Annotated in this window: 25 protein-coding genes; 6 read left to right on the top strand and 19 right to left on the bottom strand. The window is 63.6% G+C overall.

Going from position 1 to position 25,424, the window contains the following annotated elements; all coding sequences use genetic code 11:
• Positions 1-21: 21 nt before the first annotated feature.
• The 3 genes from NEK97_RS14090 to NEK97_RS14080 all read right to left on the bottom strand — a co-directional run bounded on the left by NEK97_RS14090 (position 22) and on the right by NEK97_RS14080 (position 3,196).
• Positions 22-948 carry a carbohydrate ABC transporter permease gene (locus NEK97_RS14090; RefSeq protein ID WP_257370483.1) on the bottom strand — a complete coding sequence of 309 codons (927 nt, stop codon included), beginning with the start codon at positions 946-948 and terminating at the stop codon, positions 22-24.
• The gene (locus NEK97_RS14085; RefSeq protein ID WP_257370482.1) at positions 948-1,835 is read right to left on the bottom strand and encodes a carbohydrate ABC transporter permease; all 888 of its coding nucleotides are present in this window, start codon (positions 1,833-1,835) and stop codon (positions 948-950) included. Before NEK97_RS14085 ends, NEK97_RS14090 begins: the two co-directional genes overlap by 1 nt.
• 74 nt (positions 1,836-1,909) lie before the next feature.
• Positions 1,910-3,196: an ABC transporter substrate-binding protein gene (locus tag NEK97_RS14080; RefSeq protein WP_257370481.1), complete on the bottom strand. Its 1,287-nt coding sequence runs from the start codon at positions 3,194-3,196 to the stop codon at positions 1,910-1,912.
• A 333-nt stretch (positions 3,197-3,529) separates the two neighbouring features.
• On the opposite strand from NEK97_RS14080, the gene NEK97_RS14075 reads away from it, so the two are divergent.
• Positions 3,530-4,858, top strand: coding sequence for a NosD domain-containing protein (locus NEK97_RS14075; RefSeq protein WP_257370536.1), 1,329 nt, complete (start codon positions 3,530-3,532; stop codon positions 4,856-4,858).
• 69 nt (positions 4,859-4,927) lie between these two features.
• Here NEK97_RS14075 and NEK97_RS14070 read toward each other — a convergent pair whose 3' ends face one another.
• From NEK97_RS14070 to NEK97_RS14055, 4 genes are read right to left on the bottom strand one after another with little or no spacing between them, the layout of a single operon-like run.
• On the bottom strand, positions 4,928-5,320 hold the full coding sequence (locus NEK97_RS14070) for a universal stress protein (protein ID WP_257370480.1): 393 nt from the start codon (positions 5,318-5,320) through the stop codon (positions 4,928-4,930).
• On the bottom strand, positions 5,317-6,927 hold the full coding sequence (locus tag NEK97_RS14065; protein WP_257370479.1) for a tripartite tricarboxylate transporter permease: 1,611 nt from the start codon (positions 6,925-6,927) through the stop codon (positions 5,317-5,319). The genes NEK97_RS14070 and NEK97_RS14065 overlap by 4 nt, the downstream gene beginning before the upstream one ends.
• Positions 6,927-7,430: a tripartite tricarboxylate transporter TctB family protein gene (locus NEK97_RS14060; RefSeq protein ID WP_211713922.1), complete on the bottom strand. Its 504-nt coding sequence runs from the start codon at positions 7,428-7,430 to the stop codon at positions 6,927-6,929. Before NEK97_RS14060 ends, NEK97_RS14065 begins: the two co-directional genes overlap by 1 nt.
• Positions 7,427-8,437: a tripartite tricarboxylate transporter substrate binding protein gene (locus tag NEK97_RS14055; protein WP_235519821.1), complete on the bottom strand. Its 1,011-nt coding sequence runs from the start codon at positions 8,435-8,437 to the stop codon at positions 7,427-7,429. Before NEK97_RS14055 ends, NEK97_RS14060 begins: the two co-directional genes overlap by 4 nt.
• Before the next feature lie 77 nt (positions 8,438-8,514).
• Here NEK97_RS14055 and NEK97_RS14050 point away from each other — a divergent pair, with 77 nt between their 5' ends.
• The 3 genes from NEK97_RS14050 to NEK97_RS14040 are packed head-to-tail and all read left to right on the top strand — an operon-like array spanning position 8,515 to position 10,951.
• A complete protein-coding gene (locus tag NEK97_RS14050; protein WP_257370477.1) occupies positions 8,515-8,658 on the top strand; it encodes a hypothetical protein in 144 nt (47 codons plus the stop codon).
• A 29-nt stretch (positions 8,659-8,687) separates the two neighbouring features.
• The gene (locus tag NEK97_RS14045; protein WP_257370535.1) at positions 8,688-10,286 is read left to right on the top strand and encodes a sensor histidine kinase; all 1,599 of its coding nucleotides are present in this window, start codon (positions 8,688-8,690) and stop codon (positions 10,284-10,286) included.
• Positions 10,283-10,951: a response regulator gene (locus NEK97_RS14040; protein WP_257370476.1), complete on the top strand. Its 669-nt coding sequence runs from the start codon at positions 10,283-10,285 to the stop codon at positions 10,949-10,951. Before NEK97_RS14045 ends, NEK97_RS14040 begins: the two co-directional genes overlap by 4 nt.
• A 4-nt stretch (positions 10,952-10,955) precedes the next feature.
• Here NEK97_RS14040 and NEK97_RS14035 read toward each other — a convergent pair whose 3' ends face one another.
• From NEK97_RS14035 to NEK97_RS13980, 12 genes are all read right to left on the bottom strand, one after another.
• Entirely contained in the window at positions 10,956-11,426 is a 471-nt protein-coding gene (locus NEK97_RS14035; protein ID WP_257370475.1) for a heme-degrading domain-containing protein, read from the bottom strand.
• Positions 11,423-12,433: a Gfo/Idh/MocA family protein gene (locus NEK97_RS14030; RefSeq protein ID WP_257370474.1), complete on the bottom strand. Its 1,011-nt coding sequence runs from the start codon at positions 12,431-12,433 to the stop codon at positions 11,423-11,425. The genes NEK97_RS14035 and NEK97_RS14030 overlap by 4 nt, the downstream gene beginning before the upstream one ends.
• A gap of 4 nt (positions 12,434-12,437) precedes the next feature.
• Complete coding sequence (locus NEK97_RS14025; RefSeq protein WP_257370473.1) at positions 12,438-13,331, bottom strand: biopolymer transporter Tol; 894 nt, start codon at positions 13,329-13,331, stop codon at positions 12,438-12,440.
• A 3-nt stretch (positions 13,332-13,334) separates the two neighbouring features.
• On the bottom strand, positions 13,335-14,336 hold the full coding sequence (locus NEK97_RS14020; protein ID WP_257370472.1) for a sugar phosphate isomerase/epimerase: 1,002 nt from the start codon (positions 14,334-14,336) through the stop codon (positions 13,335-13,337).
• Position 14,337: 1 nt separating this feature from the next.
• A complete protein-coding gene (locus NEK97_RS14015) occupies positions 14,338-15,519 on the bottom strand; it encodes a Gfo/Idh/MocA family protein (RefSeq protein ID WP_257370471.1) in 1,182 nt (393 codons plus the stop codon).
• 30 nt (positions 15,520-15,549) lie between these two features.
• Complete coding sequence (locus NEK97_RS14010) at positions 15,550-16,671, bottom strand: Gfo/Idh/MocA family protein (protein WP_257370470.1); 1,122 nt, start codon at positions 16,669-16,671, stop codon at positions 15,550-15,552.
• Complete coding sequence (locus NEK97_RS14005; RefSeq protein WP_235519868.1) at positions 16,668-17,414, bottom strand: sugar phosphate isomerase/epimerase; 747 nt, start codon at positions 17,412-17,414, stop codon at positions 16,668-16,670. Before NEK97_RS14005 ends, NEK97_RS14010 begins: the two co-directional genes overlap by 4 nt.
• 57 nt (positions 17,415-17,471) lie before the next feature.
• The gene (locus NEK97_RS14000) at positions 17,472-18,365 is read right to left on the bottom strand and encodes a carbohydrate ABC transporter permease (RefSeq protein ID WP_257370469.1); all 894 of its coding nucleotides are present in this window, start codon (positions 18,363-18,365) and stop codon (positions 17,472-17,474) included.
• Positions 18,365-19,327 carry a carbohydrate ABC transporter permease gene (locus NEK97_RS13995; protein ID WP_257370468.1) on the bottom strand — a complete coding sequence of 321 codons (963 nt, stop codon included), beginning with the start codon at positions 19,325-19,327 and terminating at the stop codon, positions 18,365-18,367. The genes NEK97_RS14000 and NEK97_RS13995 overlap by 1 nt, the downstream gene beginning before the upstream one ends.
• Before the next feature lie 13 nt (positions 19,328-19,340).
• Positions 19,341-20,672 (bottom strand): ABC transporter substrate-binding protein, encoded by a 1,332-nt coding sequence (locus tag NEK97_RS13990; RefSeq protein WP_257370467.1) that lies wholly within the window; start codon positions 20,670-20,672, stop codon positions 19,341-19,343.
• A gap of 115 nt (positions 20,673-20,787) precedes the next feature.
• Entirely contained in the window at positions 20,788-21,585 is a 798-nt protein-coding gene (locus tag NEK97_RS13985; RefSeq protein ID WP_257370466.1) for a hypothetical protein, read from the bottom strand.
• Positions 21,582-22,658, bottom strand: a complete 1,077-nt coding sequence (locus tag NEK97_RS13980; protein ID WP_257370465.1) for a Gfo/Idh/MocA family protein — start codon at positions 22,656-22,658, stop codon at positions 21,582-21,584. The genes NEK97_RS13985 and NEK97_RS13980 overlap by 4 nt, the downstream gene beginning before the upstream one ends.
• A 189-nt stretch (positions 22,659-22,847) precedes the next feature.
• On the opposite strand from NEK97_RS13980, the gene NEK97_RS13975 reads away from it, so the two are divergent.
• Positions 22,848-24,065, top strand: a complete 1,218-nt coding sequence (locus NEK97_RS13975) for an ROK family transcriptional regulator (RefSeq protein ID WP_257370464.1) — start codon at positions 22,848-22,850, stop codon at positions 24,063-24,065.
• 83 nt (positions 24,066-24,148) lie between these two features.
• Positions 24,149-25,342, top strand: coding sequence for a CynX/NimT family MFS transporter (locus NEK97_RS13970; RefSeq protein ID WP_257370463.1), 1,194 nt, complete (start codon positions 24,149-24,151; stop codon positions 25,340-25,342).
• Positions 25,343-25,424: the final 82 nt, after the last annotated feature.

Below are 25,424 nucleotides of genomic sequence, written 5' to 3'. Positions count from 1 at the left end.
GGCTACTCGTTGATGGTGGCGCTAGCCCTTGACCGCACCCAGCGTCATGCCCGCCACGATCTTGCGCTGCAGCAGGAGCGTCAGCAGGATGACCGGGATCGAGTACACCGCGGCGAGGGCCGTCATGGAACCCCAGTCCAGGCCGAACTGCGTTTGGAAGTTCGCGATCACCACTGGCGTTGTCTGGGAGCGGATCGCTGTCATCAGGAGTGCGAACAGGAATTCGTTCCAGGAAGCCAGGAAGGCGAAGATCGCTGTGACGGCGATACCGCCGGACACCACGGGGATGACCACCCGCCACAGGGCACCAAGCCTGCTGCATCCGTCCACGGTTGCGGCTTCTTCAAGGTCCCGGGGGACTGACTCGAAGAAGCTGGACATCAGCCAGATCGAGAGGGGCAGCGAGATGGTGGTGTGCGCAATGGACAGGGCTATGGGGGTGTCGGCCAGCCCTGCGGAGGACATCATGGACGCCAGCGGAATGCCGATGGCCACCGGCGGGACCATGCGGGTCACCAGTGCGGCCATGATGAACACCCGGCCGCTGGGGGTCTTGTACCGGGTGATGCCGTAGGCGGCCGGCACTGCCAGGACCAGTGACAACAGCGTGCTGATGACCGCTGTTTGGATGCTGTTGATGAAGGACGCCACCACGCCGCTGCGGCCCAGTGCGCTGGTGTAGTTCTCCAGCGTCCACTCGCGGGGCAGGATGGTGGGCGGGACGGCGATGGTGTCGATCGGCGTCTTGAACGACGTGAACAGCAGGTACAGGAACGGGAAACCGTACAGCACCATTGCTACCGCCAGCAGGATCCACAGGATGGTCCGCGTGCTGCGCCGGCCGGCTTCGAGCCCTTCACGGTTGACCCCGCGACGCCGGAGCACTTGTGGTTCGCTAAGGCCCGACGGCGGCGGGCTGGCTATGGTGGCTACGCTCGCGTTGCTCATCAGTTGTCCTTTCCTGGCCGCCAGATGGTTGCCACTGCGACGAAGGCAATGGCAAGCATGGCGAGGAGGTAGATAGTGCCCATGGCGCTGGCGAGCCCGGGGTCGCCGAAGCGGATCATGGTGCGGTAGATCAGCAGGCTCATCGTTTCCGATGCCGACTGTGGTCCGCCGTTGGTCTGGATGAGGATGGTGTCAAAGGCCCTCGCAGCGTCGATTCCGCGGACCACCAAGGCAACAGCGATCACGGGGCGCAGCAGCGGAAGGATGATCCGGAACAGGAGCGCCGGAGCCCGGGCGCCATCCAGGCGGGCGGCCTCGAGCAGGTCGCCGGGAATGTTCTGGAGGCCGGCGAAGAGCACCAGGCACATAAAGGAGGTCGTGAGCCAGATATCTGGGATGGCCACCGAGAACAACACAATGTTGGGGTCGGACAACCACCCGATCTGGTTGGGGTCCGACAGGATGCCTGCCTGATGGAGGAGCGTTCCGATGAGGCCGAAGTTATCGATCATCAGGAACTTCCACAGGAGGCCCGCAACGATCGGGGCGATCATCAGGGGGTAGAGGAACACTGTCCGCCAGATCTGGGACTTCTTGCCCAGGGCAGTGAAGAGCAACGCCATGCCGAGGCCGAGGGTGAACTCCAGTGCTACTACCACCACGGTGTAGCCCAAGGTCCGCCATCCGGCGCTGGTGAAGGCCTCGGAGGTGAATGCGGTGACGTAGTTTTGGAACCCCACAAAATCGCGGGGGCCGCCGGCGATGGGGGAGATCTTGAAGAAGCTGTCCGCCACCAGGCGGAAGAGCGGGTAGGCCACGAATACGGCCAGGAACAGTGCCGCGGGCGTCATCAGATAGAGGGCAAAGCGGCGATCGGAGATACGCACGGTTTTCTTTTCTGCTGGTTGGGACCGCGGCCGGCACTGTCATTTGAGTGCTGATGGTGCCGGCCGCGGAGTCTTTACTTCAGGAGGTCCTGGATCTGCTTCTTGGCATCGGCCAGGAGGGCGGAGGTGTCGCCACCGGCCACGGCCTTCTGCAGCAACGGGATCAGGACGGTATCAACGATCTGCTGCCACTTGGCGGTAGCGGGGCGGGTGGCCGTTGCCTGGCCGTTGAGGGTCTCGATGAGTGGCTTGAAGCTCTCGTATCCGGGCTGGTCCTGGTACTTCTGGAAGGCGCTGATCCGCGATGCCAAACCGAGCTTGGATTCGATTCCCTTGTCGTTGTAGTCGTAGGCGCACTTGACGAACTTCTTGGCAGCGTCAGTGTTCTTGGTTGCCTTGGGAACGGAGAGGTACCACGGTCCCGGAACGCCTGCGACGCCGGCGCTGCCGCCAATCATTGCTGCGGCTCCCACCTTTCCTGCCACGGGAGCATCGGCGGGAATCTGGCGGTAGGCGTGGGCCCAGAATCGGGTCATGGCGGTCTTGCCTTGGTTGAACAGGTTCTGTGCTGCCGCCCAGTCAACCTGTGCTGCACCGCTCGGGGCGTCCTTGGCCAAGCTCACGTAGAAGTCCAGGGCTTCCTTGTGGGCGGCGTTGTCGATGACCACCTTGTTGTCCTTGTCCAGGACCATGGGGGAGCCGGCCTGGAGGACGTGGGCCAGCCATTCGGTTTCAACTGCGCCCTTGACGTCCGTGCCGTACATGCCGTCCTTGGTGAAGAACTCCGAAATGTCCTGGTACTGCTTCCAGGTCTTGGGCGCAGCGAGCTCGTAACCGTACTTGGCCTGGAAATCGGCCTTGTTCTTGGCGTCCTCAAACAGATCCTTGCGGTACAGGATGATCTCGGCGTTGGTCCAGGCCGGCATGCCGATGAAGTGGCCATTTACGTTTGCTTCCTTGACGAGCGCGGGGAAGATGTCCTTCTTGGCGTCGTCGGTAAAGAGCTCGTCGATGGGTTGGACGGCGTCCTTGAAGCTGGGCAGCCAGACCGAGTCCAGGGCTGCGACGTCGAAGGACACGTTGCCGGAGGAGAACTCGCTGGAAAGGCGGTTGAACATTCCGTCGTAGGGGAGTTCGACGAAGTTCACGTCGACGCCGGCGTCCTTCTTGCACTGTTCGGCGACGCCCGTGAGTTCGGCGTGGCCTCCGGCTTCGACCAAAACGTTGATGGAACTGGATCCTCCGGATCCGCCGGACGAGGGCGCCGGGCCTCCGGCGCCACAACCGGTGGCAACGAGTGCGACGGCGGTGCACAGCCCGCCGAGGGTGACGAGCTTGGAGATGGTGTTTCGAGTGGACATCGCTGTCGACTCACTTTCTCTTGAACGGAGTGGCAAAAACGGTGCTGAGGTTCATTTGGGTGACAAATCGTTTTGCCAAAACGACTTGGCAAGAGTTTAGGCCTCTAATATTTCTGGTGTCAAGGGTCACATCGGCGGGAGGTCCGGAGCGGATCGTGCCAAAATACTGGCCCGGATTTTGGCGTTGACAGCCCTCACAACTGCTCTTAGTGTTTCTCCCAACCCCCCTTGGATAAACGATTTGGCACGCCCGTGCCTGACTGCCACGCCGAGGCGCCGGGCTATGGACGAGGACTGACAGGAGATGCAGTGGGAACTGGCGGGAAGCTTGAAATGACCGACCCGGGCCGCCGAATGCTCGTGGGGGCAGGGGCTGTGGGCGCGCTGGCTGCGGCCTTGAGCCTTGGAACATCCCCAAACGCAGAGGCCGCGGAGGAGAGTAAAGGGGGTCCCTTCAGCTCGCCGAACGCCTATGACGTCACGGCTTGGAAGATCAAAGGAAAGCCCAAGATCACGGCGGAGTCGGATATCGGTGCCGTCATCAATGACATCATCGCTGACATAAAAAAGCGCCAGGCGACGCCGGAGACCAGGCCGGGAGCCGTGGTCATCATTCCTCCGGGGGACTATGACCTTCTCACCCAAGTGGTGGTGGACGTGGACTACCTCACCATCGCAGGTTTTGGTCATGGCTTCTTCTCCCGAAGCATCAAGGACAACGTCGACACCACGGGCTGGGTAAACCTGCAGCCGGGCGGCAGTCACATCCGCGTCCTGACGCCACCTTCGGCGCCCCAGGCATTTCTCGTGCGCAGGAACGGAAGCCCCCGCCTGTCCGGGATCGTGTTCAGGGATTTCTGCCTTGATGGGGTTTCTTTCACCCCGGACGCGAACAGCTACAAAAATGGGAAGACCGGCATTGACGTCGCATCCGACAACGACTCCATCCACATCACGGGGATGGGGTTCGTCTATCTCGAGCACGCTCTGGTAGTCCGGGGCGCCGACGCCCTGCGGATCCACGACAACATGATCGCCGAATGCGGGAACTGCGTGGAACTGACCGGAGCCGGTCAGGCAACGATTGTCAGCGACAACCTGATGGGTGCCGGCCCCGAGGGCGTGACTCTTCTGGCCGAAAACCACGAAGGCCTCCTGGTCACAGGAAACAACTTCTTCCCCAGAGGACGCAGTCTCCTTGAGTTCACAGGCTGCAACCGTTGCAGTGTGACATCAAACAGGTTCCAGGGCTTCTATCCGGGCATAATGCGCCTTCTGAATGGATGCAAAGAAAACCTCATCACCTCCAACCACTTCCGCCGGGGCGCGGAAGGGTTTCCGCCCTTCATCGACCGCACCAACGGACTCGATGACCTCTACGGCGTCATCCATACGCTGGGAGACAACAACCTCATCTCAAACAACCTTTTCGCTTACGACGTCCCGCCGAACAAGGTTGTCCCTGCCGGTGCCCAGCCGACCATCATCCTGATCGCAGGAGGGGACGGCAACGTCATAGCCACCAACCACGTGGTCAGCAATGTTGCCACCCAGCACGTGGTTCTTGACGGATCGACTACCCATTCGAAGGTACTCGACAGCGGAGCCGCAGCCACCATCACGTCATACAGCCAGGACACGGCCATCCGGCCCACACCCTGACGCTCAACGCATAAAGCACGACGGCGGCTGGCCACCTTGGTGACCAGCCGCCGTCGTGCTTTCCGAACCTTAGTCCGCCTTGACCGCCAGCACGGGGCAGTCAGCCTCCAGCAGGATCCGCTGGGAGACGCTGCCCATGATGAGCTTGCCCACCGGGCTGCGGCGGCGGAGGCCGATCACGATCAGCCCGGCGTCATGCTCATCAGCTGCGTCCAGTACTTCGGCTGCTGCATCGTGGCCGCGGATGGGCTGCTTGATGACGTGCTGCACGCCCTGCGAAGCAAGCCGTTCCTCGATGCTCTGGATGTTCGGCTCCTGGGCGTAACGGTTGTCCACCAAGGCGTCGCCCTTGGAGGAGTTGATCACCAACAGAGTGTCATTGCTCTTCTTGGCCTCGGCGATGGCCTGGGTCAGCGCCGCTTCGCCTTCGGGTGTGGGGACGTATCCCACCACGATGGTCATGGTTTCTCCTGTTTCCGATGGGTTGGGATGGTGGCTTCCGTGGTGGTTGACGGCGGCACGGACGCAACGGCGTGGTCCGCGCTGGGTTCAGCGTCGTCGTAGCCAATGGGCATGGCCTTTGCCGGACGGCTGCGCCGGATGACCTTGAGCACCAGCGGCCACGCCAGGATGATGCCGATGATCACATAAATTCCGACGGCGATCGGCTCACTGAAGAGCCCGGCAGGGTCGCCGGCACTGAGCTGCAGGGTCTTGCGGAGCTGGCCTTCCAGGCGAGGGCCGAGGATGACGCCCAGGATGAGCGGCAGGACGGGGAGCCCGAACCGCCGCATCATGAAGCCGAGTGCGCCGAGGACCAGCAGGATCACCAGGTCGAACGCCTGCAGGTTCACCGAGTAGGCGCCCAAAGTGGCGAAGAACAGGATGCCTGCGTACAGGTACGGGCGGGGGAGCTGCAGGAGCTTGGCCCACAGGGGTGCCAGCGGAAGGTTGATCAGCAGGAGCAGGAGGTTGCCAATGAAGAGGCTGGCAATCAACGCCCAGACCAACGGTCCTTGGCTGGAGAAGAGCTGCGGACCAGGCTGGATGCCGTAGGACGTAAATGCTGCGAGCATCACGGCGGCCGTTGCGTTGGTGGGCAAACCGAGGGCCAGCATGGGGGTGAGCGTGCCCGCCGCCGCTGCGTTGTTGGCAGCTTCCGGCCCGGCCACGCCCTCAATGGCACCGTGTCCGAATTCTTCGGGGTGCTTGCTGAGGCGCTTTTCCGTGACATAGGAGAGGAACGTGGGGATTTCGGCGCCACCCGCAGGTAGGGCGCCGAACGGGAAACCGAACACTGTGCCGCGGAGCCACGGCTTCCAGGAGCGCTGCCAGTCCTTCTTGCCCATCCACGGACGGCCCACCGGAATGATGTGCAGCGGAGTGCGGCGCAAATGGGCCGCTACCCACAGTGCCTCGCCTACGGCGAAGATGGCCACGGCCACCACCACAATGTCCAGTCCGTCGGACAACAGCGGAATGCCGAACGTGAGGCGGCTTTGACCGGTCACGGAGTCCAAACCAACCAGGCCGATGGCCAGGCCCAGGCCCAGGGAGGCAAAGCCGCGGAGACGTGACTTGCCCAGGACCGCGGTGACGGCCAGGAGAGCCAGCATCATGATTGCGAAGTAGCTGGGCGAGCCCAGGCTGACGGCGAACTTCACAACGATCGGCGCGCAGACGGCAAGGAGGGTGGTGCCAATGGTTCCGGCAACGAACGAGCCGATGGCCGCCGTCGCAAGCGCTTGGGCGGCGCGTCCCGCTTTTGCCATCTTGTTGCCTTCAATGGCTGTGACCACGGATGAGGATTCACCCGGTGTGTTCAACAGGATGGAGGTGGTGGAGCCGCCGTACATGCCGCCGTAGTAGATACCGGCGAACATGATGAACGCGCTGGTGGGTTCAAGGGCATAAGTAACGGGGAGGAGCAGTGCCACGGTCATGGCCGGGCCCAGCCCGGGGAGGACACCAACAGCGGTGCCCAGGATGACGCCGATCATGGCGTACATCAGGTTCATGGGAGTCAGGGCGGTGGAAAAACCGTCCATCAAAGAGGACCAGACGTCCATCAGAGGATTCCTTCCAGGAGCCCGGCCGGCAAAGCAATGCCCAGGCCGAGGTAGAAGCCGTAGAAGGTGAGCAGGGAGAGCGCCACGGAGATGATTCCGTCGCGGATGTACCGGCGGCTGCCCAGGGCAAGGACGCTGCCCCAGAACAGGACGGTGCCGGAGATGACCCAGCCGGCCCAGTCGATCAGCAGGATGTTCAGGAGGAATGCACCCGCCAACGGAAGGATGGTCTTCCAGTCCGCAGGATGGGTCAGGTCCACATCCTCGCCTTCTTCGGCTTCGCCTTTACCGCCACGGAGAACGTTGATGGCCAGCATCACGGCGCAAATCAGGAGAATTCCGGCAACGATGAACGGGACCGTTTTGGGGCCAACGGGGTCTGACTTGGAGTACGGGGTTACCAGCCCGTTGGCGTCGAGGAAAACAAGGACGCCAACCACGCCGAGCAGGAGGGCTACCCCCAGCTCGGCGCGGCCTTTCAAGCCTGTTACTGCAGAGCTCACGCCAGACCAAGCTTGGTGAGGACGTCCGCCACCCGCTTGTCCTGGTCGGTCAGGAAGGTCTTGAACTGATCGCCGGTGACAAAAGCGTCCGTCCAGCTGTGGGTCTTCAGCGCTTGCTTCCAGCCCTCGGAAGCGTGCATTTTCTCCAGTGCGGCGATCAGGGACTGCTTGTCGGCGTCGCTGATGCCTGGAGGGGCCACCACGCCACGCCAGTTGCTGAACACCAGGTCAATGTTGGATTCCTTCAGCGTGGGTGCGTCCACGCCGTCGAGCCGCTTTTCACCGCTGGTGGCGAGCACACGGACTTCGCCGGACTTGATCTGCTCCAGGTACTCACCGGCGCCGGAAGCGGCAAAGCCGAGCTTGTTGCCCAGGATGGCGGGCAGGAGGTCGCCACCGCCGTCGTAGGAAACAAAGTTGACCTTGGTGGCGTCGATGCCAACGGCACCGGCCAACTGCATCGGCAGCAGGTGGTCAGGTCCGCCGGGGGAGGAGCCTCCGCCCACTGAGATGGATCCGGGATCAGCCTTCCAGGCTTTCACAAGGTCGTCGATGGTCTTGTAGGGGGAGTCCTTGCTGACCATGATGGCGCCCGGCTCTTCAATCAGCTTTGCCAGGGGCGTAGTGTCCGTCAGCTTTGACTGCGACTTGTTGGTGTAGCTGGCACCAACGACGCCCAGGCCCATCAACATGGCGAGATCGCCATTGCCCTTCTCATTGACCACCCGGGCCAGGCCGACAGTGCCGCCGGCACCGGCGAGGTTAAAGACCTCGGTGTTGTTGGCGATTTTCTCGTCATCAAGGACCTTGGCCGCTGCGCGGGCCGTGGTGTCATAGCCGCCGCCGGGAGTGTTAGGCACCATGATCTGGAGCCCGGTGATGGGTCCGGCTGCTGCGCCGGAGGTTTCCGAACCGGTGGAGCTCTTGCCTGTGGCACCGCAACCTGTGGCCATCAGGGCGAGGCCGGCGGCAACGGCGGCGACTCGCAATGCGCGGATCTGGCGCATGGTGTTCCTCTTCTCAGTTATGAATTCTGTCCAGGGCGGTCAACGTTGAGCCCCGGGAACTGATGCTAGGCGGGGGCGTGACGGCCATCACTCTTGTGTTCGCAGTGATCTTTAAGTTCATTGCGTTCACGGACCGCAAAGGTCCCGGAAGGCTCTGGGGTATAGTTCCCGTACGCCACGCGGAGCACCCCCAGCCAGCTCCGATCACCGGCACCACCTAAGGAACCGCACCGTGACTCGACGCAGAGGCATGTCCCTTGCAGGGCAATACCTGGTACTGCAGTTGCTCATTGTGTTGGCCGTCCTGGTAGCTGTTGTGGCAATTTCCCTGGCCCAATCCGCCGAAGCTTTCGAACGGACCGAGGGGCGCAGGGCGTTGTCCGCCGCCGAAGCCCTGGGCAACAACCCCACCGTACGGGCACTCCTGCCCTTGGCAGAACCACGTGGCGGTTCAGCCCTTCCGGCAGTTGCCGAGTCCGTCCGCACGGTTTCCGGATCAGCGCACGTTGCCTTGGCCAAACTGGACGGCACCGTCATCACTGCCTCCGACCCCGGACTGATAGGCCGCAAGCTTCCCTTGGGTGAAAGCAGGGTCATGGAGGGCCGTGCCTGGACCGGTGTACTCAACGCCAACAACAGCGAAGTCCTCTCCGCCCACGTGCCGGTCATTGACGATTCCGGAACCATGATCGGCATCGCCTCCATCAGCCGCAACTATCCCTCCACACTGGAACGCCTGGGCGACGCCGTGCCCAACCTGCTCACCTACCTGGGCGTTGCAAGCATCCTGGGCGTTGCCGGCTCGCTCCTGTTGTCCCGCCGCGTAAAACGCCAGACACTGGGCATGGAACCCCGGGAAATCACAGGTCTGGTGGAGAACCGCGAAGCCATGTTGCAGGGGTTGAAAGAAGGCGTGGTTGCACTGGATCCCCACGAACGGATCACCGTGGCCAACCAAAGCGCCCGGCAACTCCTTGGGCTTCCAGCGGACTGCGTCGGCAAGAAACTCCGGTCCCTCCACGTGGACCCCGCGCTGAAGACAGTCCTGACGCGCGACCAAGCAGACCCGGACCAGTTGGTGCTGGTAGGTGAACGGCTGGTGGTGATGAACCGCGTGGCCCTCCACTCGCATGGGCGCGACATCGGTTCAGTGACAACCCTGAGGGACCGGACAGAACTGTCCTCCTTGGAGAGCGAACTGGGCGCCACCCGCACAGTCACCAACACGTTGCGGGCGCAAGCGCACGAGTTCGCCAACCAACTCCACGTCATCTCCGGCCTGATCCAGATCGGCGAATATGATTCCGTGGTGCAGTTCGTCAACGGCGCTACCGTGGAACGCACCCGGCTCAACGACGACATCACCAGCCGGATCGAAGACCCCGCGCTCGCCGCCCTGCTTATCGCCAAGGCCAGCCTGGCGTCGGAACGTGGCGTGGACGTGCAGTTGGACCCCGGGTCCACTCTTTCGCCGGTGCCCGAGGAACTCTCCCGGGACGTCACCACCGTGGTGGGGAACCTGGTGGATAACGCGTTCGACGCCGTCACCGGGCTTGCGGGGGCAGCGGTCACCATCCTGGTGGCCGACTCGGTGGACGGCGTCACCGTCACCGTGCGGGACAACGGCCCCGGCGTACCCTCGGATTCCGCAGAAGAGATTTTCCGGCAAGGCTTCTCCACCAAGGACCCGGGCCCCGGAGACGCCCGGGGCTTTGGGCTGGCGCTCTCGCGGGTGATTTGCCGGCGCAGCGGAGGGGACCTGACCGTGGCCAACGACGCGGGTGCCGTATTCACCGCCCGGTTCACAAAGCAGGATTCACACGCAAAGAAAGAGGCAGCGCAGCCGTGATCAAGGTCCTGATCGTCGACGACGACTTCATGGTGGCTAAAGTGCACGCCGGGTTCATCCAGAGGACACCCCACTTTGAAGTGGTGGGAGTGGCCCACACCGGAGCCCGTGCCGTGATCGAAACCGAACGCCTTCAACCCGACCTTGTGTTGCTGGACATCCACCTTCCGGACATCAGCGGCCTGGACCTGATGCACCAGCTCCGGGACGTGGCCCCTGACCTGGACGTGCTGGTTATCAGTGCCGCCCGGGAAGTGGAGACAGTCCGCAAAGCCCTGCGTGGCGGGATAGTGCATTACCTGATCAAGCCGTTCTCCCAAGCTGACCTGCAGGAAAGGCTGGAACACTACCTCAGCGCCTACCAGGGACTGGATTCTTCCAAGGACCAGGCTGAACAAGCCGACGTCAATCGGGTATTCGGTGTCAGCGTCTCGGAGCGGTCACTGCCCAAGGGCTGCAGCGTGGAGACCCTCGAACTGGTCGAATCCGCGCTCAAGTCCGCGCCCGGAGACCTGTCCGCCGCCGAGGTTGCCGAACAGCTGGGAACCTCCCGTGTGAGCGCCCGCCGCTACCTTGAGTACCTCCACGACGAAGGTGCCCTGGACGTCCGACTCAAGTACGGCGTCGGACGTCCTGAACGGCGATACGTGTTGAAGGGCCGGTGACGCGCTAAACCCCCACCGTCTTCAAGTAGTTCCGGATCCCGTCGACCACCAGCTGGTGGTCGTCATCGGATGACAACCCGGAGACCGTGATCGCCCCAATGACGCCAACCCCACGAACCCGGATGGGGAAGGATCCCCCTGCCAAGGTGTAGTCCTCGGGAGCCAGCCAACCACCGCCCAGCGGGTTGCGCTCAGCGAACTGTTCCCCCAGCAAGGCCGTGCTGTGCTCAAACCGCAGCACGGATGCAGCCTTCCGGCGGATCCATTCTTCCTGGTCTGAGGTAGCACCGGGAAGGACGCAGCGGAAGAGCACGATGTTGTGGCGGCGAATATCGATTGCCACACCAAACCCGGCGGAGATCGCGTGGTTGGCGATCAGCGAGCCCAGCCGCCAGGCATCATGGTTGTCGAAGGCTGCGAAGACCAGTTCTTCCTCCTGCTGGCGGAGTTCCACGAGGCGGGGTGAGTCGCTCATGCGGCATCAGCGGTGTAGCTCAGGCCGATCTGCCGGCGGATCTCGTCCATGGCAGCCATGATGGCCACGGTCTCAGACTGGGGAAGAGTCGTTCCGGAAGTGGAACCCTCCCGGACCAGGCGTTCCAGTTCCGCTGCCTGGTACTGCATGCCCCTGCTGTTCACGGGCTGGTCGTAGCGTTCCAGCACTTCCCCGTCGGCTTTGAAGACGGTAAAGGGAACAGGGTTGTACCAGGTGTGCTCGATGTCGATCCAACCCTCGGTGCCGATCACCATGGCCCGGTTGGCGCTCGCAGCGTCCAGTTCGCAGTCCACCAAAGCCTGCGCACCGCCGTCGTAATCAAAAATTGCTGCCGTCTGCCGGTCCACGCCGGTGGGCGTCATCGAAGCGCTCGCCCGGATCGCGGCAGGCGTACCCAGGATGTCGAAAGCGAAAGAGATGGGGTAGATGCCGAGGTCCAGCAGGGCGCCGCCGCCCAGCGCAGGATCATTCAGCCGGTGCGCGGGATCCTTGGGCAGGCTTTGGTTGTGGCTGGCCACCACCTTCCGGACCTCGCCGATGGTGCCCGCAGCGATGACCTCGCGCACACGGATCATGTGTGGGAGGAACCTCGTCCACATGGCCTCGAGCGCCACGAGCCCTGTCGAGCCGGCCAAATCAACAATGTCCTGAGCCTCGCGCGCGTTCATGGTGAAGGACTTCTCCACCAACACGTGCTTGCCCGCGTTCAGGGCCAACAAAGCATTCGCGTGGTGCATGGGGTGTGGCGTGGCTATGTAAACCACGTCGACCAAGGGATCGGCCACGAGGTCCTCGTAGCTGCCGTGCGCTGTGGTGACGCCGTGCTCTGCGGCGAAAGCCTTGGACGATTCCATCGACCGCGATCCGACAGCCTGAACCGTGAAGCCGTTTTCCTTCAGATCCTTGGTTTGCAGGCCCGCGATGAAGCCGGTGCCGAGAATTCCCCAGCGGATGGTGCCGTCGGAAGTGCCATTGCTGAAGGTCACGGGCTTAGTCCTTTGATGGGTCGGTGAGCGGGTACGCCACAAACGCAAAGCGCGTCGAATCCGGCGACCAGCTGTTGACGTTGAGGGTACCTTGGCCGCCAAAAAGTGGCCACGTTTGGAGGGGAACCGTCCAGTCTTCGGTGGATACAAGGACGACGGCGACCGGCAAGTCGGCGGGATGGCCTTCGGTTCCGCTGGGGAACCGGATGTACGTCGCGAAGCGGACGTCGGGGGAGAGATGCGGGAACCAGTCGACGGAGTCTGACGTCAGGAGCCGCTCGAAACCGCTCCCGTCCCGTCGGATGCGGGCCAGTTGCGCGTGGCCGGGAGCAGAAGTGAAGGACTCGGTATTGAGGTAAATCCACTGGCCATCCGGCGAGTATTCCGGCCCGTCGCAGTGGCCGGGCCCAACATCCACCCGGGCGGCAGTGCCGCCGTCGGACGCTATGGTCATGAGTCGACCGGGCTGGGTAAAGTCGCCCGCCTCGATACCCACGTAGGCCAACTCCCTGCCGTCGGGACTGACGCCGTGGAGGAAGTGGAAAGTGCCGTCCTCGTCCGTGATCCGCTGGGTAGGACCGCCGCCCAGTGATGCCCCGTAAATGTGGCCGTCGTTGGCTGAAAGGTAGATGCCGGAGCCATCGGGCGCGAGCACGTGATCGTTGTTCAGGTCCGGGACGCCGGTCAGCGGAACTTCTACGGGTTCGCCACCTGAAACGTCCAGGGTCCACAACTTGCCGTCCCCGTTGAGGACCAGCGCCGTACCATCCAAAGTCCAGTTGGGCGCCTCCAGCAGGATGCGATCGGTGCTGTACAGCAGCTGGGATGCGCCGGATACCGACGCGACCCACACCTCGCAACGCTGGTCGGGTTGGAGGGTTCGGGTCGCGTCGTCCACGGGCTAGTCCTTGCTGCTGAAGGCGGCGTCGAACGAGGTCTGCGACGCCGGGAAATCGAACTTCTTCAGCGCGGCGAGGGCTTCGGGGGCACCGTGGAGTCGGTCCATGCCGGCGTCTTCCCATTCGATGCTGATGGGTCCGTTGTAACCGATGGCGGTCAGGGCGCGGAAGGAGGATTCCCAGGGCACGTCGCCGCGTCCGGCGGAGACGAAGTCCCAGCCGCGGCGGGGGTCGCCCCAGGGCAGGTGCGAGCCCATGACGGTGTTCCGGCCGGTGGGGCGGAGCTTGGTGTCCTTGCAGTCCACGTGGTAGATCCGGTCCTTGAAGTCCCAGATGAACGACACAGGGTCGATGCCCTGCCACATGAAGTGGGACGGGTCCCAGTTCAGGCCGAAAGCTGGCCGGTGACCGATCGCTTCGAGGGTGCGCACCGTGGTCCAGTAGTCGTAGGCGATCTCACTCGGGTGGACTTCGTGGGCGAAGCGGACACCACATTCGTCAAAGACGTCCAGGATGGGGTTCCACCGGTCGGCGAAGTCCTGGTAGCCGGCGTCGATGACCTTCTCGGGGACTGGCGGGAACATGGCGACGTACTGCCAGATGGAGGAGCCGGTGAAACCCACCACGGTGTTTACGCCGAGCGCCTTCGCCAGGCGGGCGGTGTGCTTCATTTCTTCTGCGGCGCGTTGCCGGACGCCTTCGGGATCGCCGTCGCCCCACACCTTGGAACCGACGATGGCTTCGTGGCGGAAGTCGATCGGGTCATCGCAGACTGCCTGGCCTTTGAGGTGGTTGGAGATGGCCCAGACCTTCAGGTTGTACTTTTCCAGCACAGCCAGCTTGGACTCGACGTAGCCGGGTTCGTCCCAGCGCCAGGCGTCCAGGTGGTCTCCGGAGACGGCGATTTCCAAGCCGTCGTAGCCCCAGCCCGAGGCAAGGCGAGCGACTTCCTCGAAGGGGAGGTCGGCCCACTGGCCGGTGAACAGGGTGTACGGGCGGGGCATGTCAGGCTCCTTCAATAGGGGTTGCATTGAGCTGGATCAGTGAACTTTTGGCGGCCGCCGACTCTTCGATCGCGGCCAGTATGTGTTGGACGTTGAGTCCTTCTTCGAACGACGGCGACGGCTGGCTTCCGTCGCGAATGGCGAGAAGGAAGTCGCGGATTTGGTGCGTGAAGGTGTGTTCCCAGCCGATGATGTGGCCCTGCGGCCACCAGGCTTCCAGGTAGGGGTGCTCGGGCTCGTTGACCAGGATCCGACGGAATCCTTGTTCCCGGACCGGCACGGTCCCATCCAGGAAACCCAGTTCGTTCAGGGCCTCCAGATCGAACAGGATGGTGCCTTTGTCGCCGTAGATTTCAAGTTTGAGGGAGTTCTTCTGGCCCGTCGCCACCCGGCTGACTTCCACCGAGGCGATTGCTCCGGAGGCGAGGGTCAGGGTGGCCCAGGCGGCGTCGTCGACCGTTACTTGTTCCGGGCCGTTGGGGCCAGGACGCTGGTCGACAAAAGTGTGCAGGCGCCCGGAGACTTCGGTGACGGCGTCGCCCAGGAGGTAGAGGACCTGGTCGATGGCGTGGGAGGCGATGTCGCCCAGGGCGCCGGATCCGGCGGTTTCCTTGCGGAGCCGCCAGGTCATGGGAGACTCTGCGTCGGAGAGCCAGTCTTGGAGGTAGGCGGCGCGGACGTGGCGGACGGTGCCGAGGCGGCCTTCGGCGATGAGTTCGCGGGCCAAGGCAAGGGCGGGGACGCGGCGGTAGTTGAAGCCGATCATGGACTGAACCCCGCGTTTGCGGGCCTTCTCAGCGGCGGCGGTCATGAGTTCAGCCTCGCCCAGGGTGTTGGCGAGCGGCTTTTCCACGAGGACATGCTTGCCGGCTTCGAGGGCTGCGATGGCGATCTCGGCGTGCATCCAGCCCGGGGCGCAGATATCGATGATGTCGATGTCGTCCCGATCAACGACCGAACGCCAGTCAGTGGCGGATTCGGCCCAACCATACTTGGCAGCGGCTTCGGCCACCTGGGCTGCGTCCCGGCCCACGAGGACCTTCTGCTCGAAGGCCGGGACGTCGAAGAAACTGGCCACGTTCCGCCACGCATTCGAGTGGGCCTTCCCCATGAAGGCGTAGCCGATGGCCGCAACCCCCAGTGGGCGGTCGGAAGGCAGGGACGAGTGTGTGGGCGTGCTCATGGTTCGTTTCCTCGCTGGTTTCGCTGGGGTTTAGAGGGTTGCGGTTTCCGGCGCCCAGTCCTCGGGCAGGGCAGCCGAGGTGGGGGCGTTGCTGGTGACATCGACGAAGGTGCCGGATTCGACGGACTCTGCGATTGAGACCATGCTGTCCAGCACGTGGTAGGCGAGGTCACCGGTAGCCCGGTGCGGGGTGCCGGCGCGGAGGGCCCGGGCCATGTCCAGCACGCCCAGCCCACGGCCGTTGGCGGGACCTGTCGCGGAGATGATTTCGGGTTCTTCCGCGCCGGGTCGCCAGAGCTTCAGGTCGCCGTCGAAATAGTTCGGGTCCGGCAGCGAGAGCGTCGCCTCAGAACCGGTGATTTCCACGAAGCCCATGCGTTGGCGCGGCGACTCGAACGAGAACACACTGTGCGAGGACTGGCCGCCCTCGAACTGAGCCATTGCCGAAACGTGCGTGGGGACCTCGACGGCGAATTCCTCGCCGGCCTTGGGACCGGAACCGATCACGCGGGTCGCCTTCGCGGAGGAGCCGACGGCGGCCACCTTGCGGATCGATCCGAAGGTCTGGATCAGTGCGGTCAGGTAGTACGGGCCCATGTCGAACAAGGGTCCGGCGCCGTGCTGGAACAGGAACGCAGGGTTCGGGTGCCAGGATTCCGGTCCGGGGGTCTGGAACGTGGTCATGCCGGTCAACGGGGTACCGATGTCACCGCGCTCGATGATCCTTCGCGCGGTCTGCAGGCCCGCACCAAGGAACGTGTCCGGTGCGGTGCCCAGGCGGATGCCCGCGGCGTCGGCTGCCTTGAGCAGGCCAAGACCGGACTCGCGGTCCAGGGAGAAGGGCTTCTCGGTCCAGACGTGCTTGCCGGCGTTGACCGCCGCCGTCGCCACCTCGACGTGAGCTGCAGGGATGGTCAGGTTCACTATGATTTCGACGTCGGGATGGTTCAGCGCCAGCTCCGGGGCACCCCATTCGGGGATCCCGTATTCCTCGGCGCGCGCCTTGGCCGCCTCTTCGAAGAGGTCGGCGATGACCAGGACCTTGACGTCCGGGAAGGTGGTGAGGTTGTCCAGGTACTGCTTGCTGATGTTGCCTGCACCAATGACGGCTACGCCTACAGTGCCTTTACGGGTGGAAGGTGTGAAGCTCATGCCTTGGCACCTGCCGATTCTGCGTTGAGGAATGCGAGGCTTTCCGTGATTCCTTCGAAGATGTCGCCTGAGTAGTCGTCAAATTCAACGACGCCAACCTCCAAGGACTTCGCCGCCGCAATGACATCCAGCACGGGGATGGTGCCCTGGCCCGCGGGCTGCTGGGCCTTGGTGTCGGTGTTGCCCGGGCCGTCCTTGATGTGGATCAGCTTCACGCGGTCACCGAGCCGGGCCAGCAGTTCCACGGGGTCCTGGCCGCCCACGGCAACCCAGTAGGTGTCTACCTCGAGAACGAGTTCAGGATCCAAGAGGCCCTCGAAGTACTCCAGCGCGGTCTTGCCCTCGATGGTGGACTCCAGTTCCCACGCGTGGTTGTGGTAGCCCACGCGAATGCCGTACTCAGCACCCTTCTTGGCCGCGGCGTTGAGCTTGGCCGCCGTACCCTGGATGGTTTCCGCGTCCTGCCAGTGCTCAGCCGGGAGGAACGGGTCGATCACGGTGGTGATGCCCAGTTCCTTGGCGGCGGCGAAGATTTCGTCCTGGTCGGCCGACAGGAGCGGTGCGTGTCCTGAAGGAGCGGTCAGGCCGTTTTCCTTCAGCGCAGCCCCGAGCTCGGCTGCGGTGGCCACGAAGTTGTACGGTTCAACCTGCGTGAAACCGATCTCGGCGACCTTCTTGATGGTTCCAGGCAGGTCCTCCTGGATGGCATTGCGGAGGGTGTACAGCTGGAGTGAGTACGACATTGTTTTCCTTTGCGGGAGTGGTTTGTGCAGGGAATTCAGGCGTTGGCGCCAGTCTAGTTAGCGCCCGGCGAGGGAGCCACCGATTCCGCCAACGCTGAAGTACTTGTTCAACGTGGCGAAGACGATGATCGGGGGAAGCATCATGACGACGGCCAGCGCCATCACGGAGGTCCAGTCTGTGGCGTTCTGCTGGAAGAAGGATTGGACACCCATGGGGAGGGTGAAGATCTCATTGGAGCGGAGGAAGACGATAGCCACGAGGTAGTCGTTCCAAGCGAGCAGGAAAGCAAAGATCGCCGTGGAAAGGATGCCGGGCAAGGAGTTACGCAGCACCACCTTGGTGAAGGAACCAAACACCGAGCAGCCATCGATCCAGGATGCTTCTTCGAGGCTGATGGGGATCGAATCGAAGTACGCGGCCATCATCCACGTGGCGACGGTCATGGTGGAACCGACGTAGATGATGGTGATGCCCAGCAGGTTGTCCACCAGTCCCATCCCTGCGAAGAGGATGAACAGCGGAACCACTGAGGTGATGATCGGCAGGGACTGCATCACGAACAGGAGCAGGGAGTAACCGGAGACTGCCTTGGACCGGCCGCGGGACAGGACGTAGCCCGCCGGCGCTGCCACGGCAACGGAGACCACAACGGTGGAGAGTGTGGTGACCAGGCTGTTCTGCAGCCATGTCGCGGCCAGTGTTCCGTTGAAGACATTGGCAAGGTTTTCGAAGGTGAACCCGGTAGCGGTGCTGTTGGGCCCTGGCGTGAAGGCGAGGACCACGGTGACCATGATGGGTACCAGGACGATCACAGTGATGGCCAGGATCAGGACAAAACGCCACCAGCGTCCGCGCATGCCGGCTTCGGAGAGGACCCGGCGGGTTTTGCCTGATTCGCTGATGCCGAGGGCCGGGCCGGTTTCGGGGTGGGCGTGGAGTACAGCGCTCATTATTCGACGCTCGACTTTCGGATCTGGCGGTACAGGATGACGGAGATGACCACCAGGGTCATGGTCATGAGGAAGGCGATGGCAACACCGGGGCCGGTAGCGAAGTCCTGGAAAACCGTTCGGTAAGCCAGGACCACCAGCGAGGTGGTGGCACTGACCGGGCCGCCGCCGGTGAGGAGGTAGATGGTGGGGAAGTCGTTGACGCAAAAGATCGTCATGAGGATCCACGAGATGTACGTGGAGCGGGCGATCAGCGGCAGGGTGATCTGGGTGAACTGCTGCCAACGGCTGGCACCATCCATGCTGGCCGCTTCATAGACGGTGGTGTCCACCGAGGCCAAGGCCGCGGAGATCATCATCATCATGAAGGGGAAGGAAACCCAGACCTTGAACACCATGACGGTGATGGACGCCAGGGTCGGATCCGCCAGGAAGAGCGGCGTTCCCAGGCCAAGGCCCCGGAAGATCGAGGGGATCAGGCTGTCAGGTGTGGCAACCAGCCAGTTCCACGCGGTGGAAGACACCACGATCGGCACCACCCACGGCAGGAGCAAGAGGACCTTGAAGGTATTGCCTGCGGGAATTTTGGTCCGCAGCAGCAGGGCCAGTCCCAGGCCAACAAGCCAGGAGCCGAACACGCCAACAATCGTGAACCACAGGGTGAACTGTGCAGCCTTCCAGAAGGCCGGGGAGGAAAGGACGTGGGCAAAGTTTTCCCCGCCAACGAAATTTCCGGTCTGGAGCAGGTCGCCGTCGTGGGTGGCCTGGACCGCGGCGTGGATCAACGGATAGCCGTGGATCAGGACCAGCAGGACCACGGAAGGCAGCAGGAGCCAGAAGAAGGTCCTGGTGGTTTGCGCACTCAGTTTGCTCTTGCGCTTACCGGGGGAGGCCCCCGGCCCGCCGGGGGCGAGCCCCCGGCGGGCCCGGGACAAGCCCGAAGGTGCGGTGGTGGATGTCATGGCTGGACCCGTCCTACTTCTTCAGGACGGATTCGAGGCCGGACTGGAACGTCTGCAGGGCGCTCTTGGCGTCCTTTGCCTGGCCGGTCAGGATGGACTGGCTGAACTGGTTGAGGGCCTGGCCGCCGTCGAGGGCTGCCAGGTTGGCGTTGAGGGTGCTGCCCTGGGAAGCGAACGTCTTGGCGATGGGCTGCCAGTCCTTGACGATCTTGACGTTGTTGGGGTCATTGGCGAACTCGGGCGTTTCGGTGATCGACTTGAAGACCGGAAGCGCGGACATGAGCTTCTGCTTCCACAGTTCCTTGAGCTGGCCCATGTAGTAGACAAGGAACTCTTCGGAGGCCTCCTGGGAGGGGGTGTTCTTGTACATCATGATGTTGTTCGGGAACACGATGGTGGCTTTGTCGCCGTGCGGGCCGGTGATGGGGTCGGCCACCAGCAGGTCGCCGGAGGTGTCGCCCACGCGCTGGGGAACGTTGACCTGGAAGAGGCCGAATCCTGCCTTGCCGTCCTTCCACTGTGCCGACATGTTGTCCGTGGTGTAGCTGACCGCGGCAGGATCGATGATGCCGTTGGAGACGAGTTCCAGGACGAATTCCATGGCTTCGACGTTGCGGTCGTTGAGGAGGTCCAGTTCGCCGTTCTTGTTCCAGACGCCGCCGCCGTTGTTGACCATCATCATGATCATGGAGTGGTTGCCGTAGTTGTTGCCCGAACCGGCGCCTGTGGCGAAACCGAACGCACCAACCTTCTTCAGTGCCTTGCCCGCTTCGAGCAGTGAAGGCCAATCGGTGGGCAGGGAAACCCCGGCTTTCTCGAACAGCGACTTGCGGTACCAGAACACGCGCATGTCCAGCTGCCAAGGTACTGCGACGTAGCCCTTGTCCGACTTGAACGGATCCAGCACTCCCGGAAGGAAGTCGTCGAACTGGCCGTTGGCCTTCATCTTCTCGATGACTTTGTCTGCGTAGGCGATCTGACCCTGCTGATCAAACTGGAATGCCTGGAAGCCGCCACCGGTGGAAACAGCCGGACCGGTTTTGGACGCGATGGCCGAGGAGAACGTCTGGTAGAAGTTGTTCCACTGGATGATCTGGTAGTTGGCCTTGGCGTTGTTGGCGCCGGAGAAGCCCTCAGCGATCTTCTTGGCGGAATCGTTGTAGGCCGGTGTTGCCCACGGCATATCCCAGAACTTGATAGTGCCACCGGCGCCGCCGCCACCGCCGCCCTGGCTGGCTGAGCCACCTCCGCAGGCGGCGAGAAGCGGCACTGAGGCCGCGGCGGCGGTCAGGCCGAGGAAGCCGCGGCGGGAGAATGCTTTGTTGGCTGTGGACTGAACATTCATAGTGATTCCTTTCGGGACCGGCAACGCGGAGTCCGCGTCGATACGCCGGTCCAGCTCAACTTTGAGTAGGGCAAACGGATACTGAATGGCTGGTACTGCTTTGTGTTGCGGTGATTCAGGTGAGGGTGGAAACGGATTCGGTCAGTTCCGCGAAGTGGCGCAGATCTGAGGGGACGGTGCCTGCGTCGAGGTGTTCCTTCAGCCGGCGCCACGTGGCGCGGTGGGCGGACTCGTACAGGGTGGGCAGAAGCAGTTCGCCGTGCGGACCGGTGACCTTGACCCTGGCCGGCCACGCCGCAGACGGTTCGGGCAGCGTGAGGTCGACGCCGCCGTCGTCAACCAGCATGCTGAGCTGCAGGGACGAAGGCCGGGCGTCGGACAGGATGCCTTGCAGCGCCACCGGCGCGCCGTTGGCGAGCACCGCCGTCGCCGTGTAGCCCCGTGGTCCGCGGTGGAGGACGCGGAGGCCGTCCAGCGGACCGGTAACGCGTACGACGCCGGCAAGATGGTCCGCCAGCAGCTCACCGGAGTTGGTGCCGGCCGGGGCGGTTGCGACGGTGTCGAGCATCGCGGCACGTCCGGCGAGGGAGCGGACTGCATCCTCGGCTGCCGGCATTGCTGGGTTGGATGCCCAGCGCTGGTCGAGGACCACTGCGGTGTTGCTGCGTTCGGCGGCTGCCGCGAGCGAGTCGGTGTTTTCCGGTGCAGGGTTGACCACCACAATGCCGCGAGCCCCGCCGTCAATGGCGGTGGCTGCCTCGGTGGTCCATCTGGGCTGGCCGGAAATGACGTGCACGTGGGCTTTTGCTTCAGCGGCCGGACTGAACGATTCGGGCAGGGACGCGACCACCAACCCCACGGCACCGGCTACTTGGGCCCCGGGCGCGGCATTGACTGTGTACGTGTGGCTCATGCGCGGATTCCTTCGGCAACGGCTTGCGTCTCAAGGGTGGCTACCGTGGCGTCGGCGATGTCCAACGCGAAGGTCAGGTCGTCAATCAGGCTTTGCGCGGTGGGCGGCTGCTTCGCTCCCGTGGCCAGGGCCGCGAGTTCGCGCCACTCACCTTCGTAACCGTTGTGGTCGAAGGGACCGAGCACCGTGGTCGTGGTGCCCTCCGTCAGGGTGGCGGTGGCTGAACCGGCCTGCACGTATGACGGTGTGAAGTCGATGTGCAGGGCAGTGTCGTCGGAGATGGCTTCGAAGCTCCATTCCGGCTTCCATGTGTTGTTCATGGCCGCGCGGAGTTCGATGGTCCGGGTGGGGGTGCGGAGCGAGATGACGTAGCCGAAGGGGCGGACGTGACGTGCCTGCAGTACCTCGATGTCCTTGAAATCCGGGGTGAACCGGCGGATCAGCGGGAGGTCGTGGATGGCCAGGCCCATGATGCCGCCGCGGAGTGCGCCTTTGATGACCTCAGGGTCCGAGTAATCGGGCGTGCCGTTGGCGGGGCGGGTGATGATCTCGGTGGCGAAGTCCTCGAACCGGGCGTTGGGTGGGAGGACGATCGAGGAGCGGATAGTGTGCGTGGTCTCCGGGAGGTCGCCCCAGTTGTCCTGGGCGGCGAGCCAGCCCGGATCGAAGGTATGCATGGCACCGACGATGATCGGCACGCCCGTTTCGGCGCTGACTGCCGAGATTCGTGCGGCTTCTCCGGCGTTCATGGCAAAAGGCTTCTCGCAAAGGACGGCCTTCTTGCCGGCATGGCAGGCGGCGATGACTTGTTCGGCATGGAACTGGTGGGGGCTGCAGATAGCAACAATCTCGACGGCGGGATCGCTGAGGAGGGCTTCGACGCTGGTGCCGTGGGTTGCACCGACGCGGGCGGCGACGGATTCGGCGACGGAGGGGTCGACGTCCATGATGTGCCGGACGGTGAGGATGTCGCCGAGCCGGGCTAGGGACGGCAAATGGATGGCCTGGGTGACCGGGCCGGCGCCGAGGATGCCAACACCCAAATGGCGGGTGGCGTCTGTGTGGCTGGACAAGTTCAGTTACCTCTTCGTAAGCGGACTTCTGGAGGTGAATCGATGCGGGAGATGGTGAGTATCGATCGCCTTGATGTGCTGCTCATCACAACCTAGGGGGACTTTTGCCGAGCGTCAAGCAAAAGTTGAAATAAGGCCGACATACTTCTGCTGCATGACACGCATAAGCAATCGTGTTTCACTAAAGGCATGACTTCAGCCAGCGGACACGACGCCGGAAATGCCTCCGTGGTGGAGGCCGGCAACCTTTCGCGCGCTGGCGACCTGTTCCAACTTCTCCGCGACGGCCAGGCCCGCACCCGTGCCGAACTTGCCGTCACCACTGGGCTCGCCCGTTCAACGGTCGCTTCCCGCATCGATGCCCTGATTAGTTCGGGTCTGGTCGGTCCGGCAGGGGAGGCCAGCTCCAGCGGCGGCAGGCCGCCGTCGCGCTTCGCTTTCAACCCGGCTGCGCGCGTGGTCCTGGCGGTCGACGTCGGCGCAACCCATGTGATTGTTGCCGTCACCGATCTCAGCGGCAGCATCCTCGCTGAGCGGCGGCTTGGCCAGGAAGTCGCCGACGGCCCCGAAGTGGTCCTGGGCCGTTTGGTTTCCGCGGGGCGTGAGCTCCTCGCGGAGGCAGGGCGGGAGCCCGGGGACCTCGCCGGAATGGGCATCGGACTGCCAGGGCCGGTTGAGCATGCCACCGGGCGGCCCGTGAAGCCGCCCATCATGCCCGGTTGGGACGGATTCGACGTCGTCACTTACGTTCAGCGATTGCTGCCCGTTCCGGTTTTGGTGGACAACGACGTCAACATCATGGCCCTCGGTGAACGGACCGCATTCTGGCCCGACCACGACAACTTCCTGTTCATCAAGGTCGCTACTGGCATCGGTGCAGGGATCATCAGCAGCGGTGAGTTGCAACGCGGCGCCAACGGCACTGCCGGCGACCTTGGACACGTCCGCGTTCCCCGCGGCGATGACGTCCTCTGCCGATGCGGCAACTACGGCTGCCTCGAAGCGCTGGCCTCTGGTCCCGCCGTCGCCCGCCAACTCAAGGCACAGGGCCTCGAAGCCGCCACCGGCGGGGACGTTTTGCGGCTCGTGGGCGAGGGAAACCTGCAGGCCATCCAGGCGCTGCGTCAGGCCGGCCGCGACGTCGGCGACGTATTGGCCACCGTGGTCAACCTGCTCAATCCGTCCATGATCATCATCGGCGGCAGCGTAGGGGAGGCTGGCGAGCACCTCGTCGCCGGCATCCGCGAAGTGGTCTACCGGCGGTCCCTGCCACTGGCCACCACCCACCTGCGCATTGGTATCTCCATGGCCGGGGACCGCGCTGCCATCTTGGGCGCCAGCCAAATGGTCACACAACATGTTCTTTCGCCGGCCGTGATCGAAGCCACGCTGCAAGCTGCAGGCTGAGCCCCCGATGGGTGCCGTTCGCCGGGTAGCGGCGTGATAGCAATGAAAGTGATGCCTATTTTCTCCCCCTCCCGGTCCGTCCAATGAGTCAATTCCTCTCCAAAGTCCCACGCGCCTGGCTGATCCTCGCGTGCATTGGGCTCATTGCCCTGAACATGCGCGGGCCTTTCGTTGCCGTGGCGCCAGTGGTGGATTCCCTGCGGCGGGACCTCGGATTCTCGCCGGTGGAACTCGGGCTGCTGACCGGCATTCCCGTGCTCTGCTTCTCCCTGGCGTCCCCTTTGGCCTCGTTGGCTGGACGCCGCCTCGGAGCTGAATTCGCCGTGATGCTCACCCTGGTTGGGGTGTTGGCCGGTGTAGTGATCCGCTCCAGCGGCGGCGGTGCCCTGGTCATGGCCGGAACGGTCATCATTGGTTTGGCCATCACCATCGGCAATATCGCGGTGCCGCTCATCATCCGGCGCGACTTCGCACCGCGCCGCCAGGACACCGCCATGGGGGTCTACACGGCTGCTTTGAATGTGGGCTCGTTCCTGACCTCCGTAGCCACAGCACCTCTGGCGGAATTGGTGGGTTGGCGGCTGGCCCTTGCCGCCAGCGCACTGCTGGCGCTGGCCGCGATCCTGTTCTGGGTGCCCACAGTTGGTGCACGGCGGGCTTTGGTTCCTGCCGCTGTTCCTTTGCCGGTTGCTTCCGATGCGGGCCGCGTAGCGGGTGTGCGCTGGCTGACCGTGGGCTTGACACTCGGCTTCGCGGGCCAAGCTTTCTCTTATTACGGTGTCACCGCGTGGCTGCCCAGTTTCCTCGCTGATGAGCTCGCCATGGGCACAGCCGAAGCCGGTGCCGGCTCCTCGCTCTTCCAGATCTTCGCGATTGTTGGCGGACTGGGCGTGCCACTCATGGCCCGCTTCGCCAGTACGACGACGGTGGCGGTCACGTTGAGTGCGTTGTGGCTGACCGTTCCCGTCGGCCTGTTGCTGGCTCCTTCGTGGTGGTGGATGTGGTCCTCGCTAGGGGGCGTTGCCCAAGGCGGCGGCATCACGGTGATCTTCATTGCCATCATCAAGTTCGCGCACTCCCAGGCAGCCGCCGGGAAGATGTCCGCCGTCGTGCAGGGTGTTGGCTACTGCTTCGCGGCATTGGCGCCCACCATCGTTGGTTTCGTGCACAGTGTTTCCGGCGGCTGGACCGTCCCGCTTTTCGTGATCCTCGGCTCCGTGCTCGCGTTCTGCATATGCACCACCTTGTCCGTGCGCTGGGTGGCCCGGCAACGCTAGCTCTGGCGTGCCCGTTTCGATGGGTTGCTGCGGATTAGACGGTAGGAAGCGTCTTGCGTGCAGCGAGTCGTCGAAGTGGGGT

Source organism: Paenarthrobacter sp. UW852 (genome assembly GCF_024608385.1).
Taxonomy (GTDB): Bacteria; Actinomycetota; Actinomycetes; order Actinomycetales; family Micrococcaceae; genus Arthrobacter.
Note: the sequence above shows the minus strand (reverse complement) of the source record. Positions and strands in the feature narration are given on the sequence as shown.

Excerpts from the sequence above, each read along its gene's own strand:
- NEK97_RS14010 (WP_257370470.1), bottom strand. The coding sequence starts at position 16,671 with ATGAGCTTCACACCTTCCACCCGTAAAGGCACTGTAGGCGTAGCCGTC.
- NEK97_RS13970 (WP_257370463.1), top strand. The coding sequence starts at position 24,149 with ATGAGTCAATTCCTCTCCAAAGTCCCACGCGCCTGGCTGATCCTCGCG.
- NEK97_RS14075 (WP_257370536.1), top strand. The coding sequence starts at position 3,530 with ATGACCGACCCGGGCCGCCGAATGCTCGTGGGGGCAGGGGCTGTGGGC.
- NEK97_RS14070 (WP_257370480.1), bottom strand. The coding sequence starts at position 5,320 with ATGACCATCGTGGTGGGATACGTCCCCACACCCGAAGGCGAAGCGGCG.
- NEK97_RS14015 (WP_257370471.1), bottom strand. The coding sequence starts at position 15,519 with ATGAGCACGCCCACACACTCGTCCCTGCCTTCCGACCGCCCACTGGGG.
- NEK97_RS14065 (WP_257370479.1), bottom strand. The coding sequence starts at position 6,927 with ATGGACGTCTGGTCCTCTTTGATGGACGGTTTTTCCACCGCCCTGACT.
- NEK97_RS13995 (WP_257370468.1), bottom strand. The coding sequence starts at position 19,327 with ATGACATCCACCACCGCACCTTCGGGCTTGTCCCGGGCCCGCCGGGGG.
- NEK97_RS14055 (WP_235519821.1), bottom strand. The coding sequence starts at position 8,437 with ATGCGCCAGATCCGCGCATTGCGAGTCGCCGCCGTTGCCGCCGGCCTC.
- NEK97_RS14000 (WP_257370469.1), bottom strand. The coding sequence starts at position 18,365 with ATGAGCGCTGTACTCCACGCCCACCCCGAAACCGGCCCGGCCCTCGGC.
- NEK97_RS13990 (WP_257370467.1), bottom strand. The coding sequence starts at position 20,672 with ATGAATGTTCAGTCCACAGCCAACAAAGCATTCTCCCGCCGCGGCTTC.
- NEK97_RS14035 (WP_257370475.1), bottom strand. The coding sequence starts at position 11,426 with ATGAGCGACTCACCCCGCCTCGTGGAACTCCGCCAGCAGGAGGAAGAA.
- NEK97_RS14005 (WP_235519868.1), bottom strand. The coding sequence starts at position 17,414 with ATGTCGTACTCACTCCAGCTGTACACCCTCCGCAATGCCATCCAGGAG.
- NEK97_RS14080 (WP_257370481.1), bottom strand. The coding sequence starts at position 3,196 with ATGTCCACTCGAAACACCATCTCCAAGCTCGTCACCCTCGGCGGGCTG.
- NEK97_RS13985 (WP_257370466.1), bottom strand. The coding sequence starts at position 21,585 with ATGAGCCACACGTACACAGTCAATGCCGCGCCCGGGGCCCAAGTAGCC.
- NEK97_RS14020 (WP_257370472.1), bottom strand. The coding sequence starts at position 14,336 with ATGCCCCGCCCGTACACCCTGTTCACCGGCCAGTGGGCCGACCTCCCC.
- NEK97_RS13975 (WP_257370464.1), top strand. The coding sequence starts at position 22,848 with ATGACTTCAGCCAGCGGACACGACGCCGGAAATGCCTCCGTGGTGGAG.
- NEK97_RS14090 (WP_257370483.1), bottom strand. The coding sequence starts at position 948 with ATGAGCAACGCGAGCGTAGCCACCATAGCCAGCCCGCCGCCGTCGGGC.
- NEK97_RS14045 (WP_257370535.1), top strand. The coding sequence starts at position 8,688 with ATGTCCCTTGCAGGGCAATACCTGGTACTGCAGTTGCTCATTGTGTTG.